Genomic DNA, 16,710 nt, shown 5'->3' on the forward strand with positions numbered 1-16,710 from the left:
CGCGTGGGCGTATTGGGCCGCAGTGGCGTTGCAGGGAAATGACCGCCGGGCTGCAATTCATCGGGTAGCGCCGGGCCATGCCCGGCGGAATGCGAGAAGCGCCGCGCTGCGCGCTCGCCGGGCATGGCCCGGCGCTACCCGATCCGGTTTCCGCCGGGCGCAAACAGAAACGCGCCCCGAAGGGCGCGTTTCTGCAGATCGCAGCGGAACGAAGGCTTATGCCTTCTTTTCCGCTTCGATCTGTTTGCGGATCTGCGCATCGACGGCGGCAATCGCGGTCATGTTCAGGATCCGGCGCGAGGTCGCGCTGGTGGTCAGGATGTGCACCGGCTTGTTGACGCCCATCAGGATCGGGCCGATCGCCACGCCATCAGTGAACACGCGCACCAGGTTGTAGGCGATGTTGGCCGCTTCCAGGTTCGGCAGCACGAACAGGTTGGCACGGCCCTGCAGGGTCGAGCCCGGCAGCAGCTTCTGGCGCAGGGCTTCATCCCATGCGGTGTCGCCCTGCATTTCGCCGTCCACGTTCAGACGCGGGTTGCGCTTGAGCAGCAGCTCGCGCACCTGGCGCATCTTCAGCGCATCCTTCGAATCGTGGCTGCCGAAGTTGGAGTGCGACAGCAGTGCCACCTTCGGCTCGACACCGAACAGCTTCATGCGGTACGCCGCCTGCAGGGTCGCTTCGCACAGCTGCTCGGCGGTCGGGTCTTCCTGCACGTGGGTGTCGACGAAGAAGAACACGCCCTGCTGGTTGATCACGCCGGTCATCGCCGAGGTCGAGGTGACCTTCGATTCCAGTGGCAGCACGCTGCGCACGTAACCCAGCTTCTTGTGGAAGCGGCCGACGATGCCGGTCAGCATCGCATCGGCTTCGCCACGGGCCACCATCACCGCGGCGATCAGGGTCGGCCGCGAACGCATCAGGTTCTTGGCCGCGGCCACGGTGACGCCACGACGGCCGGTCAGGCCGTGGTAGTACTGCCAGTATTCGTTGAAGCGCGGGTCGTCATTGATGTTGGTGACTTCAATGTTCTCGCCGATCTTCAGGCGCAGGCCGAGGCGTTCGATGCGCGATTCGATCACTTCCGGGCGACCGATCAGGATCGGGTGTGCCAGGCCGTCGTCGACCACGTTCTGCACCGCCTGCAGCACCACTTCCTCTTCGCCTTCGGCATACACCACGCGCTGCTTGTCGCTGCGCGCGCGGTCGTAGACCGGCTTCATCATCAGGCTGGTGCGGTAGACGAACTGCGACAGCTTCTGCCGGTAGGCTTCCATGTCGGCGATCGGACGGGCGGCCACGCCCGAATCCATCGCGGCCTGGGCCACGGCAGCCGAGAGCTCCACCAGCAGGCGGCGGTCGAACGGACGCGGAATCAGGTACTCGCGGCCGAAGCTCGGGGTCTCGCCGCCATAGGCCGAGCCCATGTCGGTGGCGGCGCGACGGGCCAGCGCGGCGATAGCACGCACGCAGGCGATCTTCATTTCCTCGTTGATCGCGGTCGCGCCGACGTCCAGCGCACCGCGGAACAGGTACGGGAAGCACAGCACGTTGTTGACCTGGTTCGGGTAGTCCGAACGGCCGGTACCGATGATCGCGTCCGGACGCGCAGCGCGCACCAGTTCCGGCATGATTTCCGGGGTCGGGTTGGCCAGCGCGAAGATCACCGGATCCGGCGCCATCGTCTTGACCATCTCGGCGGTCAGGATGCCCGGCGCCGACAGGCCCAGGAAGATGTCCGCGCCGTCGACGATCTCGGCCAGGGTGCGCTTGTCGGTGTCGCGCGCATAGCGCAGCTTTTCCGGGTCCAGGTCGGTACGGCCGGTGTGGATCACGCCCTCGCGGTCGAAGGCCAGGATGTTCTCCGGCTTCAGGCCCAGCTGCACCAGCATGTTCACGCAGGAAATGCCGGCCGCGCCCATGCCCGTGGTCGCCAGCTTCACTTCTTCGATCTTCTTGCCGGTGATCGCCATGGCGTTCAGCACTGCGGCACCGACGATGATCGCCGTGCCGTGCTGGTCGTCATGGAACACCGGGATCTTCATGCGCTCGCGCAGCTTGCGCTCGACGATGAAGCACTCCGGTGCCTTGATGTCTTCCAGGTTGATGCCGCCGAAGGTCGGCTCCAGCGAGGCGATGATGTCGACCAGCTTGTCCGGGTCGTTCTCGTCCACTTCGATGTCGAACACATCGATGCCGGCGAACTTCTGGAACAGCACGCCCTTGCCTTCCATCACCGGCTTGCCGGCCAGTGCGCCGATGTTGCCCAGGCCCAGCACCGCGGTGCCGTTGGAGATCACCGCCACCAGGTTGCCGCGGGCAGTCAGCTCGCTGGCCTGCTGCGGATCGGCCTTGATCGCTTCACAGGCGTACGCCACGCCCGGCGAATACGCCAGCGACAGGTCGCGCTGGGTCAGCATGGGCTTGGTAGCGGAAACCTTGATCTTGCCGGGCGGAGACATCCGGTGGTAATCGAGGGCGGCCTGTTTGAAATCTTCGTTGGACATCGATGTGGGTTACATGAATGGGCAGAAGGGACAGGGGATCATACCCCCGTTGGAGCGGTCGGACCTGTCGCTATGCTGTCGCAGTGATGCTGCGACCGCACAATTCCATGGCGTATGCGACGTTATCAGAGCACAGCTTCGGCGCTGGCGATGACAGCCGTGGGACGCCTTGAAACGCTGCGGGGCCGTGCCACTGTCGTGACCGGCCCCGCAGTACCACACACCCGGATCAGCCCTTGGCGGGCAGCGCCTCGGTCATTGCCAGCGGCACGGCATCGACCGGCGGCGGCAGTTCGCTTTCGCGACCATCCAGCGCCAGCTTCAGACGGTCGCGGTCCAGCGCGCCTTCCCAGCGCGACACCACCACCGTGGCCACCGCGTTGCCGATGAAGTTGGTCAGCGAGCGGCATTCGCTCATGAAGCGGTCCACGCCCAGGATCAGCGCCATGCCGGCCACCGGCACTTCCGGCACCACCGCCAGGGTGGCGGCCAGGGTGATGAAGCCGGCACCGGTGACGCCGGCCGCGCCCTTGGAGCTGAGCATCGCCACCAGCAGCAGCGCGATCTGGTGGCCCAGGGTCAGTTCGGTGTTGGTGGCCTGGGCGATGAACAGCGCGGCCAGGGTCATGTAGATGTTGGTGCCGTCCAGGTTGAACGAGTAGCCAGTGGGGACCACCAGGCCGACCACCGACTTGCTGCAGCCGGCACGCTCCATCTTCTCCATCAGCGACGGCAGCGCCGACTCCGACGACGAGGTGCCCAGCACCAGCAGCAGCTCGGCCTTCAGGTAACGGGCCAGCTTGAACACCGAGAAGCCGCACAGGCGGCAGACCACGCCCAGGATCACCGCAACGAACAGGAAGGCGGTGAGGTAGAACGAGCCGACCAGCCAGGCCAGGTTGACCAGCGAGCCGACGCCGTACTTGCCGATGGTGAAGGCGATGGCACCGAAGGCACCGATCGGCGCGGCCTTCATCAGGATGTGCACCAGCTTGAACACCGGGGCGACCAGCGCTTCCAGGAAGTTCTGGATCGGCTTGCCCTTCTCGCCCACCGAGGCCAGCGCGATGCCGAACAGCACCGCCACGAACAGCACCTGCAGGATGTTGCCGTCAACGAAGGCGCTGAGCAGCGTCTTCGGGATGATGTCCATCAGGAAGCCGACCAGGGTCAGGTCGTGCGACTTCTCGACGTAGCTGTGCACCGCGGTCTGGTCCAGCTCGGCCGGGTTGATGTTCATGCCGGCGCCGGGCTGCACGACGTGCGCCACGATCATGCCGACGATCAGCGCCAGCGTGGAGAAGAACAGGAAGTACGCCATCGCCTTGGCGAACACCCGGCCCACCGTACGCAGATGGGTCATGCCGGCGATGCCGGTGACGATGGTCAGGAAGATGACCGGCGCGATGATCATCTTCACCAGGTTGATGAAGGCATCGCCGAGCGGCTTCATCTTCTCGCCGATCAGCGGCTCGTAGTGGCCGAGGACAGCGCCCAGGACGATCGCCACGATCACCTGGAAATACAGCTGGCGGTAGAGCGGCAACGGCTTGCTGGGCACCGGTGCAGCGGTCGGGATGTGCATGGCGGACTCCGGAAGGGGCGTTTTCAGGCACGTACGGCCCCGGAAGTGCACGGGAACCGTTACCGTGGAAACTGATCGCACGCCCCTGGACTGCAGGCGCGGGGTGCGACCAATGGACGCCTTTGTACGCGCCACGCACCGCCGCGCAGATAACCTATTGGTACTAGCCCCCCGGTTCAGGTGGCTGCGCTGCCTACACTGGCGCCGCACCGCTGATCGCGGGGATGCCGGTGGCCCGACCTGAACGGCCGGGCGCGTCATTGCGAAAGTTCCGGCCATTGCGGCCGTTGTTGTCCTGTCCACACGCATTCTGAGAGAGCCGCACCACCCATGCGCCCGATTCCCACTTTGCTGGCCCTTTCCCTGGCCGCCCTCCCCGCCTTCGCATCCGCTGCGGATTTCGACAACTGGCCGACCAAGTACGCCTTCGGCGACGGCACCGAACTGGCCGCTACCGCCAACATCGCCTACGACTACAACAACTTCTCGTCCGCCAGCGGCATCGAGGATGACGACGCGGTGCGCCGCAAGGAATTCGGCGCGACCCTGAAAAAGAAGGGCGTGTACGACGCGATGGTCTACTACGATTTCCAGGCCGATACCTGGCTGGACGTGTTCGTGCGCTTCGAGAGCAAGGCGTTCTTCGGCCGCGATGTCGGCCGCTTCCGCTTCGGCTACATGAAGACCCCGGTCGGCCTGGATGCGAACACCTCCTCGCGCGCCGGCAGCTTCCTGGAAACCGCGCTGCCCGTGCAGGCGTTCTACGCAGGCCGCCGCACCGGCGTGGAATGGGTGCTGGAACGTCCGCAGTACCTGCTGCAGGCCGGCGCCTATGGCGGCAAGGACCTGCAGGGCGACAACCCCGGCACCACCCAGGCGGTGCGTGCGGTGTGGACGCCGGTAAAGGCACCGGGCGATGTGATCCACCTGGGCCTGGCCTATTCGCAGGAAAACCCGCGCGGTTACCACGATGGCCGCGACATGCATCATGAAGCCAGCGCGCGCCTGCGCGCCCGCCCGGAAGCCGGGCTGACCGACATCCGCCTCGTCGATTCGGGCGCGCTGGTCACCGCCGACCAGATCCGCCGCACCGGCCTGGAAGGTATCTGGATCCGCGGTCCGTTCTCGCTGCAGGCCGAAGCGCTGCAGGCGACGGTCACCCGCAATGATGGCAAGCCCGACTACACCGGCCACGGCCAGTACGCGATGGCCAGCTGGGTGCTGACCGGCGAATCGCGCCCGTACAACGCCGGCGCCGTTGCCAACATCAAGCCGGCACACGACTACGGCGCGGTGGAACTGGTGGCCCGCTACAGCCGCCTGGACCTGGACGACGGCAGCATCCTCGGCGGCCGCCAGCATGACCTGACCCTGGGCGCGAACTGGTACCTGACCAGCCACTTCAAGTTCCAGGCCAACTACGTGAAGGTCGATGCCAGCCGTCGCGGTGTGCACAGCACCCCGGAGATCTTCGAACTTCGCGCGCAGATGCACTTCTGATCCCTTCCACGTGTCAGATCCCGGCGGGCGTGTACATCGCGCCCGCCGGCCCTGCGTAGACTGCCGCCATGTACTGGCTCAGCCGCCACCGCCTGCAGTTGCTGACCGTTCTGGTGATGGTCACCGGCACCGTGCTGTGCGCGGTCGCCGCCGGCCACTACGCCTGGCGTCGCGCCCTCGGCACGGAAAGCGCACAGGTGCAGCGCCAGCTGCAGCTGTATGGCCAGGGGCTGCAACAGCGCATCGACCGGTTCGGCACCCTGCCACAGGTGATGGCGCTGGACCCGGACCTGCTGCATGCATTGCAGGTGCCGCCCTCGCCCGCCGAGCGGCAACGCCTGAACCTGAAACTGCAGCGCGCCAACCAGGTGACCCGCACCTCGACGCTGACCCTGGTCGGCCGCGATGGCGTGGCCGTGGCCGCCAGCAACTGGGACCAGCCGACCAGCAACGTCGGCGAGGATTACAGCTACCGCCCCTACTACCAGCAAGCGCTGGCCCATGGCCGTGGCCGTTTCTACGGCATCGGCATGACCACCGGCGTGCCCGGTTATTTCATGTCCGAGGCCATCCTGGACGCCGACAGCCAGCGCATCGGCGTGATCGTGATCAAGATCGAGCTGTCCGCGCTGGAACAGGAGTGGTTGAACAGCCCGGACGTGGTGCTGACCAGCGACAACCACGACGTGGTGTTCCTCGCCAACCGCGATGCCTGGCGCTACCGCCTGCTGCGCCCGCTCGGCGCGGAGGAACGCAACGAGATGCGCGCGGCGCGGCAGTATGCCGATCGCTCGCTGCAACCGCTGCGCGTGCGCACCGAAGATGTGCTGGCCGATGGCGGTCGCATGGTCCGCCTGCTCGACCCGCCACTGCCGCAGGCAATGCTGTGGCAGACCCTGGCGCTGCCCGACGAAGACTGGAGCCTGCACTTGCTGCACGACGCCAGCGCGGCCACCAGCGCGGGCCGAGGCGCGGCCGTGGCCGGCGCCGCCGCATGGCTGGCACTGGGTTTCCTGGTGTTGTTCGTGCAGCAACGGCGTCGCCTGTCCAAGCATCGCCAGCGCAGCCGGCGCGAGCTGGAAACCCTGCTCAAGCAGCACGCGCAGGAGCTGCGCACCGCCCAGGACGGCCTGCTGGAAGCGGCCACCGATGCCGACGTCGGCTTGAGCCGCAGCCTCGAGCATCTGCCGCAGGGCGTGGTGGTGATCGACAAGGAACAGCGTCTGGTGGCATGGAACTCGCGCTATCTGGAGCTGTTCCGCTTCCCGGCCGGGCTGGTGCGGGTGGGCCGCCCGATCGAGGAACTGTTCCGTTTCAACGCACGTCGTGGCCTGCTGGGCCCCGGCCCGATCGACGAGGCCATCGAACGCCGCCTGACCCATCTGCGCAGCGGTCGCCCGCACATGCGCGAGAGCGAGAAGGACGACGGCACGGTGCTGGAGATCCGCGGCAACCCGCTGCCTGATGGTGGCTTCGTCACCAGCTACGCCGACATCACCAGCTACAAGAACGCCGCGCGTGAACTTCGCTCGCTGGCCGATGCGCTGGAACACCGCGTGGCCGAGCGCACCCAGGATCTGGACGAAGCCCGCCGCGAGGCCGAACAGGCCAACCGTTACAAGACCCGCTTCGTCGCCTCGGCGGTGCACGACCTGCTGCAGCCGTTGAATGCCGCGCGCATGTTCGTGTCGGTGCTGCGCGGCAAGCTCAGTGACCCCGCACAGCAGCAGACCAGCGACCATATCGATGCCGCACTGGCGGCACAGGATGCGATTCTCAACAGCCTGCTGGATATCTCTCGGCTGGAATCGGGATCGTTGCAGGTCCGCGTGCGCGCTTTTGCGCTTTCGCCTTTACTGGAAACCCTGGCGCGCGAGTTCGGCATCGCCGCACAGAGCCGCGGTCTGCAGCTTGACTGGGTTGACACTCACGCGGTTGTGGTCAGCGACGAAGCGCTGCTGCGGCGCATCCTGCAGAATTTCCTGTCCAATGCGCTGCGCTACACGCCGCGTGGGCGCGTGTTGATCGGTTGTCGGCGCACCGGCGACCAGCTGCGCATCGAGGTGCATGACCAGGGGCCGGGCATTCCGGAAAGCCTGCAGGGCGAAATTTTCGAAGAATTCCGCCGCTTGAATGACGGCGTGGAGCAGGAACGTGGCGCCGGCCTGGGCCTTGCCATCGTCGAGCGCATCGGTCGCCTGCTCGGCCACCGCATCAGCCTGCGTTCTACGCTGGGCAAGGGCAGCGTATTCGCCGTCAGCGTGGCACTCGGACGCGCCGACGAGGTGATTGCACCGCCGGCAGCGCCGGTCATCGCGACCGAACCGTCCGATGACAGCCCGCTGCGGCAATGTCGGGTATGGAGCATCGATGATGACCCGCACGTCTGCGCGGCGACCCGTGCCCTGCTGGAACGCTGGGGCTGCCATGTGGAACTTGCCGACGGCCCGCAGGGCGCGCTGGAAATCGCCAGCGCGTTGAACGTGCCGCAGCTGTTGCTGCTGGACGTGCGCATGGGGCAGTGGCACGGACCGGACCTGTATGAAGCGCTGTGCACGCTGTGGCAGGCGCGGCCGCCAGTGATCCTGGTGACTGCCGAGCGCGATGATGCGCTGAAGGCGCATGCTGCCGAGAACGGTTGGGGCTTCCTGCTCAAGCCGGTGCGGCCACCGGCGCTGCGTGCATTGATGACGCAGTTGCTGTTGCGGCATCGCGGGTAACGCTGTCGCACCACGCGCGGACCATCGGCCGCTCTTTGAGAGGAGGCTGAAAAGCGACCCACCCATGGATAGAGGATGGGCATGGTCTGAACAGCAGACGAGCCATTGCCCTACTTACCACCGTTGCTGAAGATCAGAAAATTGCATGACCGGGCCAATCGGCCAGCCAGACCAGAGGCATTGATCGTGCCCGTTTCTCCCGTACATCCTGCATTTACAAGATATTCCAGCCCGATCGTGGCGACGCTCTTCGGCCTTTGCTGCAGCGGATGCATCGATGGCAAATCACCGAAAGCAGACGGGAATCAACAGGGAACTACAGAAGAAAGCAGCATCGGCCAGCGTCATCCAGACACGCCCGACTCAGCCAACCCGCGTTGCCGCACATTGTCGAATCAGGGCATTTCGGCGTCGAGCGAGAATCGTACGGAACGCACATCCGAGTACCTTCTGGTCGAGTCTGGATTCATGGCAAACAGGGGCATCTCAAGCCAGACGGCTGAAGACCTTCTGCGGTCGAGTCGTAGTACCCATGATGCAATCGACCGCATGACCATCGACGCAGCATCCAGCCCTGATGCGCAGGACCTGGCCAGGCACTATCGATCGTCTCTCTTGCGCGCAATGGATCAGAACACCGTTCTAGAGCGCCTTGCGTGCGGCCTGAGCATATGCATTGGCATCGCTCGAGCCCGAAGCAATGCCGATCACGAGGCATGGGGCCAGAGGCTGGCGTCAGACCGATCGTCTCCCACATACGGCTACGTCGAAACATCCGAGGGTCTGGGCGCGGAATACGAGAACAGATTCATGTTCTCTACCGATCCGGAACTGAATTCGATCAGCGGAAACTGATCGAGGAAGCGGAACAGAATCAACAACGACCTGGTACACGAGTCAATTCAATGACCTGCCGCGATCAGCCATCCATCCCAGCGCGCGCATCACCTTCGGGCTCCAGCGCCTTCACCAACACTGCCGCTTGGGTGCGGCTGTGGCATTCGAGCTTCTTCAGGATCGCGGTCACGTGCACCTTCACCGTGTTCTCGGCCAACCCCAGCTCATAGGCAATCTGCTTGTTGAGCAGCCCGTCGGCCAGGCACAGCAGCACGCGGAACTGCTGCGGCGTCAGCTGCGCCAGGCGGCTGGCCAGCAGCGCGTCGGCCTCGGAGCGCTCGGCCGCCATCGCCGGGAACCACAGGCCCCCATCGAGTACCGCCGCCACTGCTTCACCGATGGTTTCGGCAGGCGCGGACTTGGGAATGAAACCGGCTGCGCCGAACTGCTGGGCGCGGCGGATCACCCGCGGATGATCGTTGGAGGACAGGATCACCACCGGAATGTCCGGGTGCGAACCGCGCACGTGCAGCAGCGCGGAGAACCCATGTGCACCGGGCATGGTCAGGTCCAGCAGTACCAGATCCACATCGGGCTGTGCATCCAGCGCCGCAGCCAGTGCTTCGGCGCTGGCGACCTCGCGCACCTGCGCCAGCGGCAGGCTCTGCCGCAATGACTGCACCACCGCCGAACGCAGCAGCGGGTGGTCGTCGGCGATCAGGATGGTGTATTCGCTCATGCAGCCATTGTACGGGCAGCAAACGGCCTACGCCGGGCATTGGCCGGCGCTGCCAGGGCATCAGCGCCCTGCCGGCTCCACGCTGCTGCGCCAGGCATCGAGGAACTGCCGCCGCTTCAGCGCGTCCAGGTACACCAACAGCCCCGGGCCGAGCTGGATCGGGCGACGGCTGCGGCCGGGCGCTTCGTCGCCGCCTGCATCGCCGCGCACGATCGGCATCAGCCGCGCCTCGCGCGCGAGCACCTGCTGGCCTCGTGGCGACAGCAGGTAGTCGAGGAAGCGTCGCGCTTCCTGCGGGTGCGCTCCGGTGCGCGGAATCACCGCGGTACGCAGCACCACCAGCGTGTAGTCCTCCGGCTCGACGATGGCCAGCGGTGCGCCCGCGTCGATACGCGCCTGCGCATACGAGCCCAGCACGTTGTAGACCAGCGACAACTGCCCGCTGGCCACCTGGTCCAGCAGCACGCCGGTGCGTTCCTCGCGCACCACCGCGTTGTCCCCCAGCGCGCCGAGCAGGGCGCCGGCGATGCTGCCGCGCTGGGCATCCTGGGTCGCCAGCAGGTAACCCACGCTGCTGCGTTCGATATCGTAGGTGCCGACCTTGCCGCGCAACGGCGCGCCTTCCGCGCGCAGCAGGTCCAGCAGTTGTCGACGCGTGTGCGGCGCCTTCGCGGCCGGCAGCCTGCCGGTGTTGTAGACCATCACCACCGGCTCGTAACTGATGCCGAATGCCTCGCCACGCCACTGCGCCCACGCCGGCAGCGCCTGGGTCTGCACCGAACGGTGCGGCAGCGCGTGGCCGTCGTTGACCAGCTTGGTCTGCAGGTCCATGCCGCTGGAGATCAGCAGATCCGGCGACGCAGGTCCGGTGCGGTCATGCAGGTAACGCGCGTACAGGTCCTGGGTGATGATGTCTTCGTATACCACCTCGCTGCCCGGATGCAGCCGCTGGTAGTCGGCGATGACTTCGGCGAAGACCTCGATATCGGTGGTGCCGTGGATGCGCAGCTGTGCAGTGGCGGTGCCCTGTGCGGGAAAGCGGCGCACATCGCCCGGAGCAGCGAGGGCCGGCACGGCCAGCAACAGGGCAACAACGGTGGCGAACAGGCGGATCATGTGCTGCTCCGGGGCAGGCGGATGGTGGCGACCAGGCCGCCCTGCGGTCGATTGCTGAGATCGATCTGGCCACCATGGCTGTCGACCACCCGCTTGACGATGGCCAGGCCGAGGCCGGCACCGCCGGAAGGCGCGCCCTCGCCCCGTGCGAAACGCTCGAACACGCGTTCGGCATCCACTGCGGCGATGCCCGTGCCATGGTCGGCGATGGTCAGCACGGCCTGACCGCCCTCGGCGGTCAGCGCGATCTGCAAGGGACCGTCGCCGCCGTACTTCAGCGCGTTGTCGACCAGGTTCTTGATCGCCTCGCGCAGCAGTAGTGCGTCACCGTGCACCTGCACCGGCTCGGCCGTCATCGCCAGCTGCACGCGCGGGGTGGGCCCTGCCTGCGGAAGCGCTTCGTGCAGCGCCTGGTGCACGGTCTCGGCCAGGTCCACGGTGGCGAAGCGCTGCAGATGTGATCGATGGATCACGCTGGCATCGCTGAGCAGCTGGTTGAGCAGGCGGCTCATGTGGGTGGCGTTGCGCTCGATCGCCAGCAGGCTGCGCCGCATGTCCTGCGGGTCGTCGTCATCCAGCGCCAGCTGTGCCTGCGCGCGCAACGCTGCCAACGGCGTGCGCATCTGGTGCGCGGCCTCGGCCATGAACGCACGCAGGGTTTCATTGCTGCTGGACAGGCGTTCCATGAAGCGGTTCAGCGCTGCCACCATCTGGTCCATCTCGCGTGGCACGCGCGCGTCCAGTGGTTTCAGGTCGGACGGCTCGCGGCGTGACAGTTCGCGCTCGACCCGGACCAGTGGCCGGAACGCGCGGTGCACGCCGAAGGCCACCAGTGCCAGCAGCAACCCCGACAACACGCCGATCGCCAGCAGCGCACGGTTGACCAGTTCCTGCGCCACCGCTTCGCGCGCACGCCGGGTCTGCCCCACCTGCACCTGCACCTCGCCCTGCGCGGAGGCGGCGGCAAAGCTGCGCCCGACCACTACGAAACGCACGGTCTCGCCGCTGTAGGCAGCATCGAACAACTGCGGTTGCGTGCCCGGCCGACGCGGCGACGCGGGGAGGTCGCCGTAGCCGGTGATCAGGGTGCCGCGGCTGTCGGCAACCCGGTAGAACACGCGGTCCTCCGGCGCCATCGCCAGCAGGTCCAGCGCAGCATAGGGAAGATCCACCTGCCACTGGCCGTCCACCAAGGCCACCGAATCGGCGATGGACAGGGCCGAGGACACCAGCAGATGGTCGTAGGAACGGTTGGCCGCACGTTGGCCGTAGTCGCGTGCAGCAAACAACAACGCCACCGCGAATACCGCCAGCAACGCGCCGAGGTACAGCAGCAGCGTGCGCCGCAACGAGCCCGGTGCGGCGTTCGCAGCGCGCGCGTCAGCCATCGGTGTCGCTGCTGTCATCGCTGGCTTCCAGCAGGTAGCCGACACCGCGCACGGTGGTGATCCGCAGCGGCGCGCCTGCCAGCTTCCTGCGCAGGCGACCGATATACAGCTCGATGGCGTTCGGCCCTGCTTCGTCATCAAAGCCGAACAGGCCATTGCCGATCTCATCCTTGCCCACGACCTGGCCGATGCGCCCGACCAGGATCTCCAGCAGGCGGTATTCGCGGTTGGGCAGCTCGATCGGCTCGCCATCCAGGGTCACCCGGTGCGCAGCGTTGTCGAACTGGAAGCCGCCGATCTGCACCACTTCGCTGGCCTGCCCGCGTGCACGTCGCAGCAACACACGGCAGCGCGCTTCGAATTCACGGAAATCGAACGGCTTGCCCAGATAGTCGTCAGCGCCGACATCGAGTGCCTGCACGCGATCTTCGATGCCATCGCGTGCGGTCAGCATCAGCACCGGGGTGCTGTCGCCACGCTCGCGCATGCCGGCCAGCACGCGCAGGCCATCGAGCTTGGGCAGACCGATGTCCAACACCACCAGATCGAAACTCTGGTAACGCAGCACGCTGGCAGCGGCCAGACCGTCGGCCTGCCAGTCCACGGCATGCCCGCTGCGGCGCATGCGACGGATGATCGCATCGGCCAGGTCCGGGTTGTCTTCGACCAGCAGCAGGCGCATGGGCGGGGGCGTGAGGGGGGAAACGAATGCTACCGCATGGCGCCGCTGCGCTCGCCGGGCATGGCCCGGCGCTACCGATGCTGACCTGTTCCGCCGGGCGTGGCTCGGCGCCACCGGGTGCAACGTCGCGGGGTAGCGCCGGGCCATGCCCGGCGAGCGCAGCGGCGTCTTTTACGCTGCACCGCACAAACCGCTGACAGGACGATGACAGCTTGCGCGACACAGACTGCGGCCGCGCACCGTCCGGTGCCCACGATTGCCGCGCGCCTGGCGTGCACCTGGGAGGGTTTGTGGAATTGAGCATTGCCTGGCGGCGTCCTGCCGCCTTGATGGCCCTGGCTGCGCTGGCCGCGCCGGCCTTCGCAGAGGACGAGCGTCCGGTGACCGCCACGGTCGGCGGCCGCCTGCACCTGGACTTCGCTACCTTCGACAACGACAACCGGGGTACGCCGAACAAGGATGACACCGAGATCCGCCGCGCCTGGGTTGACGTTTCCGGCAAGTTCTTCGTGGTCGACTACAAGCTGGAAGCCGATTTCTCCGGCGACCGTGTCGAGGCCAAAGACGTCTACCTGAGCCGCAGCTTCGGCGATGCCGGCCGGCTCACCGTGGGCCAGTTCAAGCAGTACTTCTCGCTGGATGACCGCACCGGCTCCAACTACGGCAGCTTCCTGGAGCGCGGCAACGCCGGCACCACGCTGGCGCCGCTGTACCGTCTGGGCGCCTCCTGGCAGGCCAATCCGGGCGATTTCACCTGGGCGGCCAGCGTGTACAGCCTGGAGAGCATCGATGCCTGGCAGGTCAAGGGCCGCGCCGCCGGTGGCCGCGTCACCTGGGCACCGGCCCCCAGCGATGGCGACGTGCTGCACCTCGGCCTGTCACTGGCCCGCGAGGCCTATGACAATCCCGGCACCAACGGCGTGCCTGGCCTGCGTATCCGCCCGCGCCCGGCCGGCCATCTGTCCGACGAGAGCCGCCTGACCCTGGTCGACTTCTCTGCCGGCCGCGATACCGACGTCAACAAGTGGTCGCTGGAATACGCGCAGGTGCGCGGCCCGCTGTCATGGCAGGGCGAGTTCAGCGGCGCCACCTTCGATGATGGCGCCCAGCGCGGTGACGTGATGGCCGCCTACGGCATGCTCAGCTGGTTCGTCACCGGCGAAAGCCGTGCCTACGACCGCAAGACCGGCCGCTTCGCCCGGGTCAAGAACATCCGCCACAAGGCCGGTGCCTTCGAAGTGGCCCTGCGCTACGACCAGATGTGGGGCGCACAGCACCTCGATGGCCAACCCGACCTGCGCCGTGGCAGCACCGAAGGCTGGACGCTGGGCGGCAACTGGTACCTGCGCGACAACCTGCGCTTCATGCTCAACGTGATCGAAAGCCGCAACCGCGATCGCCTGGCCGGCACCACGGTGGACCGCACGCGCGCGGTCACCGGGCGCCTGCAGTTCGACTTCTAAACGTCAGCCCCTTCCACTTCCCCACATCCTGATTCTTCAAGGAGTCCGCAGATGATGCTGAGCATCCTCGGCTTTGGCATGGTCATTACGTTCATGTACTTGATCATGAGCAAACGACTGTCGCCACTCGTTGCCCTGATCACCATTCCCATCATCTTCGCCCTGATCGGTGGCTTCGCCGCCGGCATCGACGAAATGATGCTGGAAGGCATCAAGAAGATCGCGCCGACCGGCGTGATGCTGATGTTCGCCATCCTCTACTTCGGCGTGATGATCGATGCGGGTCTGTTCGATCCGCTGGTGCGGATCATCCTGCGCTTCGTCAAGGGCGACCCGATGAAGATCGTGTTCGGTACCGCCGTGCTGGCGATGCTGATCTCGCTCGATGGCGATGGTTCGACCACCTACATGATCACAGTGTCGGCGATGCTGCCGCTGTACCAGCGGTTGGGCATGAACGCGCTGAACATGACCTGCGTGACCATCCTCGCCGGTGGTGTGATGAACCTGACGCCGTGGGGTGGCCCGACCGCGCGCGCGGCCACCGCACTGCACGTGGACCCGGCCGATGTGTTCGTGCCGCTGATTCCGTCGATGGTGATCGCCTGCGCCGGCGTGCTGCTGCTGGCCTGGTACCTGGGCCTGAAGGAGCGCCGTCGCCTGGGCGTGGTGACCCTGCCCAAGGGCGGCAGCTGGATGGACAACAGCGTGTCCGACGACGGCAATACGCTGCCGACCGTGGAAGACGCAGAAGACACCAAGCGCCCCAGGCTGCTGTGGGTGAACCTGGCGCTGACCGTGGCCCTGATGAGCGCCCTCATCATCGGTGTGCTGCCGATGCCGGTGCTGTTCATGATCGGCTTCGCCATCGCGCTGGTGATCAACTACCCGAACCTGGCCGAGCAGCGCCGTCGCGTGGTAAGCCATGCCGGCAGCGTGCTGTCGGTGGTGGCGCTGATCTTCGCTGCGGGCATCTTCACCGGCATCCTCAACAACACCGGCATGGTCGAAGCGATGTCGCACAGCTTCCTGGCGATCATCCCCGACAGCTGGGGCCCCTACCTGGCAGTGATCACCGCTGTAGCGTCGATGCCGTTCACCTTCTTCATGTCCAACGACGCGTTCTACTTCGGCGTGCTGCCGATCCTGTCCGAAGCGGCCGGCAACTACGGCATCACGCCGGTGGAAATGGCCCGCGCCTCGCTGGCCGGGCAACCGGTGCACCTGCTCAGCCCGCTGGTGCCGTCCACCTACCTGCTGGTGGGACTGGCCAAGGTCGAGTTCGCCGACCACCAGAAATTCACCCTGAAGTGGGCGATCGCCATTTCGTTGCTGCTGATGATCGGCGGCCTGCTGTTCGGCCTGTACCCCTTCGCTGCCTGATCCCTTACCAAGGAGTCTTCTGCAATGACGCTTCGAATTGCTTACGTCACCAGCGGCATGGGCAGTGTCGGCACTGCCATCTGCCAGAGCCTGGCCCGATCCGGCCATACCGTGGTCGCCGGCTGCGCACCCAACTCGCCGCGCAAGGCCAACTGGCTGCGCGAGCAGCGCGAACAGGGCTTTGATTTCATCGCCTCCGAAGGCAACGCGACCGATTGGGCGTCGACCACGGTGGCCTTCGCCAAGGTGCGTGCCGAAGTCGGCGAGGTGGACGTGCTGGTCAACAACTCCGGCGGCAGCCGCGACCTGCTGTTCCGGCAGATGACGGTGGAAGACTGGAATGCGGTGATCGCCTCCAACCTCAACTCGCTGTTCAACCTGACCAAGCAGGTGGTCGATGGCATGGCCACGCGTGGCTGGGGCCGCATCATCAACATCGGTTCGGTCAGCGCCCACAAGGGCCAGATCGGCCAGGTGAACTACGCCACGGCAAAAGCCGCGATGCACGGTTTCAGCCGTGCGCTGGCCGCTGAAGTCGCCTCGCGCGGGGTCACCGTGAATACCCTGTCGCCAGGCTATATCGCCAGCCAGGCGATCAGCAGCTTCCCGCCGGACGTGCTGGATCGACTGGCCGCGTCGGTGCCGGTACGACGCCTGGGTCGCCCGGAAGAAGTGGCCGGCCTGTGTGCCTGGCTGGCCTCGGATGAGGCCTCCTACGTGACCGGTGCGGACTATCCGGTCAACGGTGGCCTGTACATGGGCTAGCGCTTTCCCACGCAGGGCGTGGGT

The 16,710-nt window shown here is 66.2% G+C and carries 12 protein-coding genes; 6 read left to right on the forward strand and 6 right to left on the reverse strand.

Going from position 1 to position 16,710, the window contains the following annotated elements; translation table 11 throughout:
• Window positions 1-216 precede the first annotated feature (216 nt).
• Together QP457_RS18015 and QP457_RS18020 are read right to left on the reverse strand one after the other, a co-directional pair.
• Window positions 217-2,508, reverse strand: a complete 2,292-nt coding sequence (locus tag QP457_RS18015; protein ID WP_025874126.1) for an NADP-dependent malic enzyme — start codon at window positions 2,506-2,508, stop codon at window positions 217-219.
• 229 nt (window positions 2,509-2,737) lie between these two features.
• Complete coding sequence (locus QP457_RS18020; RefSeq protein WP_099820994.1) at window positions 2,738-4,093, reverse strand: dicarboxylate/amino acid:cation symporter; 1,356 nt, start codon at window positions 4,091-4,093, stop codon at window positions 2,738-2,740.
• A 330-nt stretch (window positions 4,094-4,423) separates the two neighbouring features.
• On the opposite strand from QP457_RS18020, the gene QP457_RS18025 reads away from it, so the two are divergent.
• The 3 genes from QP457_RS18025 to QP457_RS18035 all read left to right on the forward strand — a co-directional run bounded on the left by QP457_RS18025 (window position 4,424) and on the right by QP457_RS18035 (window position 9,168).
• Window positions 4,424-5,593 carry a porin gene (locus tag QP457_RS18025; protein ID WP_205406191.1) on the forward strand — a complete coding sequence of 390 codons (1,170 nt, stop codon included), beginning with the start codon at window positions 4,424-4,426 and terminating at the stop codon, window positions 5,591-5,593.
• 68 nt (window positions 5,594-5,661) lie between these two features.
• Entirely contained in the window at window positions 5,662-8,313 is a 2,652-nt protein-coding gene (locus QP457_RS18030; RefSeq protein WP_205406192.1) for a PAS-domain containing protein, read from the forward strand.
• 123 nt (window positions 8,314-8,436) lie between these two features.
• Window positions 8,437-9,168: a hypothetical protein gene (locus QP457_RS18035; RefSeq protein ID WP_286040799.1), complete on the forward strand. Its 732-nt coding sequence runs from the start codon at window positions 8,437-8,439 to the stop codon at window positions 9,166-9,168.
• 64 nt (window positions 9,169-9,232) lie between these two features.
• Here QP457_RS18035 and QP457_RS18040 read toward each other — a convergent pair whose 3' ends face one another.
• Genes QP457_RS18040 through QP457_RS18055 form a run of 4 tightly spaced genes read right to left on the reverse strand, consistent with a single transcriptional unit; the run spans window position 9,233 to window position 13,075 of the window.
• Window positions 9,233-9,889, reverse strand: coding sequence for a response regulator transcription factor (locus tag QP457_RS18040; RefSeq protein ID WP_089236778.1), 657 nt, complete (start codon window positions 9,887-9,889; stop codon window positions 9,233-9,235).
• A gap of 60 nt (window positions 9,890-9,949) precedes the next feature.
• Window positions 9,950-11,005 carry an ABC transporter substrate-binding protein gene (locus QP457_RS18045; protein WP_205406194.1) on the reverse strand — a complete coding sequence of 352 codons (1,056 nt, stop codon included), beginning with the start codon at window positions 11,003-11,005 and terminating at the stop codon, window positions 9,950-9,952.
• Entirely contained in the window at window positions 11,002-12,393 is a 1,392-nt protein-coding gene (locus QP457_RS18050) for a sensor histidine kinase (RefSeq protein ID WP_205406195.1), read from the reverse strand. Before QP457_RS18050 ends, QP457_RS18045 begins: the two co-directional genes overlap by 4 nt.
• Window positions 12,386-13,075, reverse strand: a complete 690-nt coding sequence (locus QP457_RS18055) for a response regulator transcription factor (RefSeq protein ID WP_205406196.1) — start codon at window positions 13,073-13,075, stop codon at window positions 12,386-12,388. Before QP457_RS18055 ends, QP457_RS18050 begins: the two co-directional genes overlap by 8 nt.
• Window positions 13,076-13,404: 329 nt before the next feature.
• On the opposite strand from QP457_RS18055, the gene QP457_RS18060 reads away from it, so the two are divergent.
• The 3 genes from QP457_RS18060 to phbB are packed head-to-tail and all read left to right on the forward strand — an operon-like array spanning window position 13,405 to window position 16,686.
• On the forward strand, window positions 13,405-14,538 hold the full coding sequence (locus QP457_RS18060; protein WP_240196696.1) for a porin: 1,134 nt from the start codon (window positions 13,405-13,407) through the stop codon (window positions 14,536-14,538).
• A gap of 54 nt (window positions 14,539-14,592) precedes the next feature.
• Window positions 14,593-15,921: a CitMHS family transporter gene (locus tag QP457_RS18065; protein ID WP_100462759.1), complete on the forward strand. Its 1,329-nt coding sequence runs from the start codon at window positions 14,593-14,595 to the stop codon at window positions 15,919-15,921.
• 24 nt (window positions 15,922-15,945) lie between these two features.
• Window positions 15,946-16,686 (forward strand): acetoacetyl-CoA reductase, encoded by a 741-nt coding sequence (phbB, locus tag QP457_RS18070; protein ID WP_180165961.1) that lies wholly within the window; start codon window positions 15,946-15,948, stop codon window positions 16,684-16,686.
• Window positions 16,687-16,710: the final 24 nt, after the last annotated feature.

Source organism: Stenotrophomonas sp. As-7, assembly GCF_030291015.1.
GTDB lineage: Bacteria > Pseudomonadota > Gammaproteobacteria > Xanthomonadales > Xanthomonadaceae > Stenotrophomonas > Stenotrophomonas lactitubi.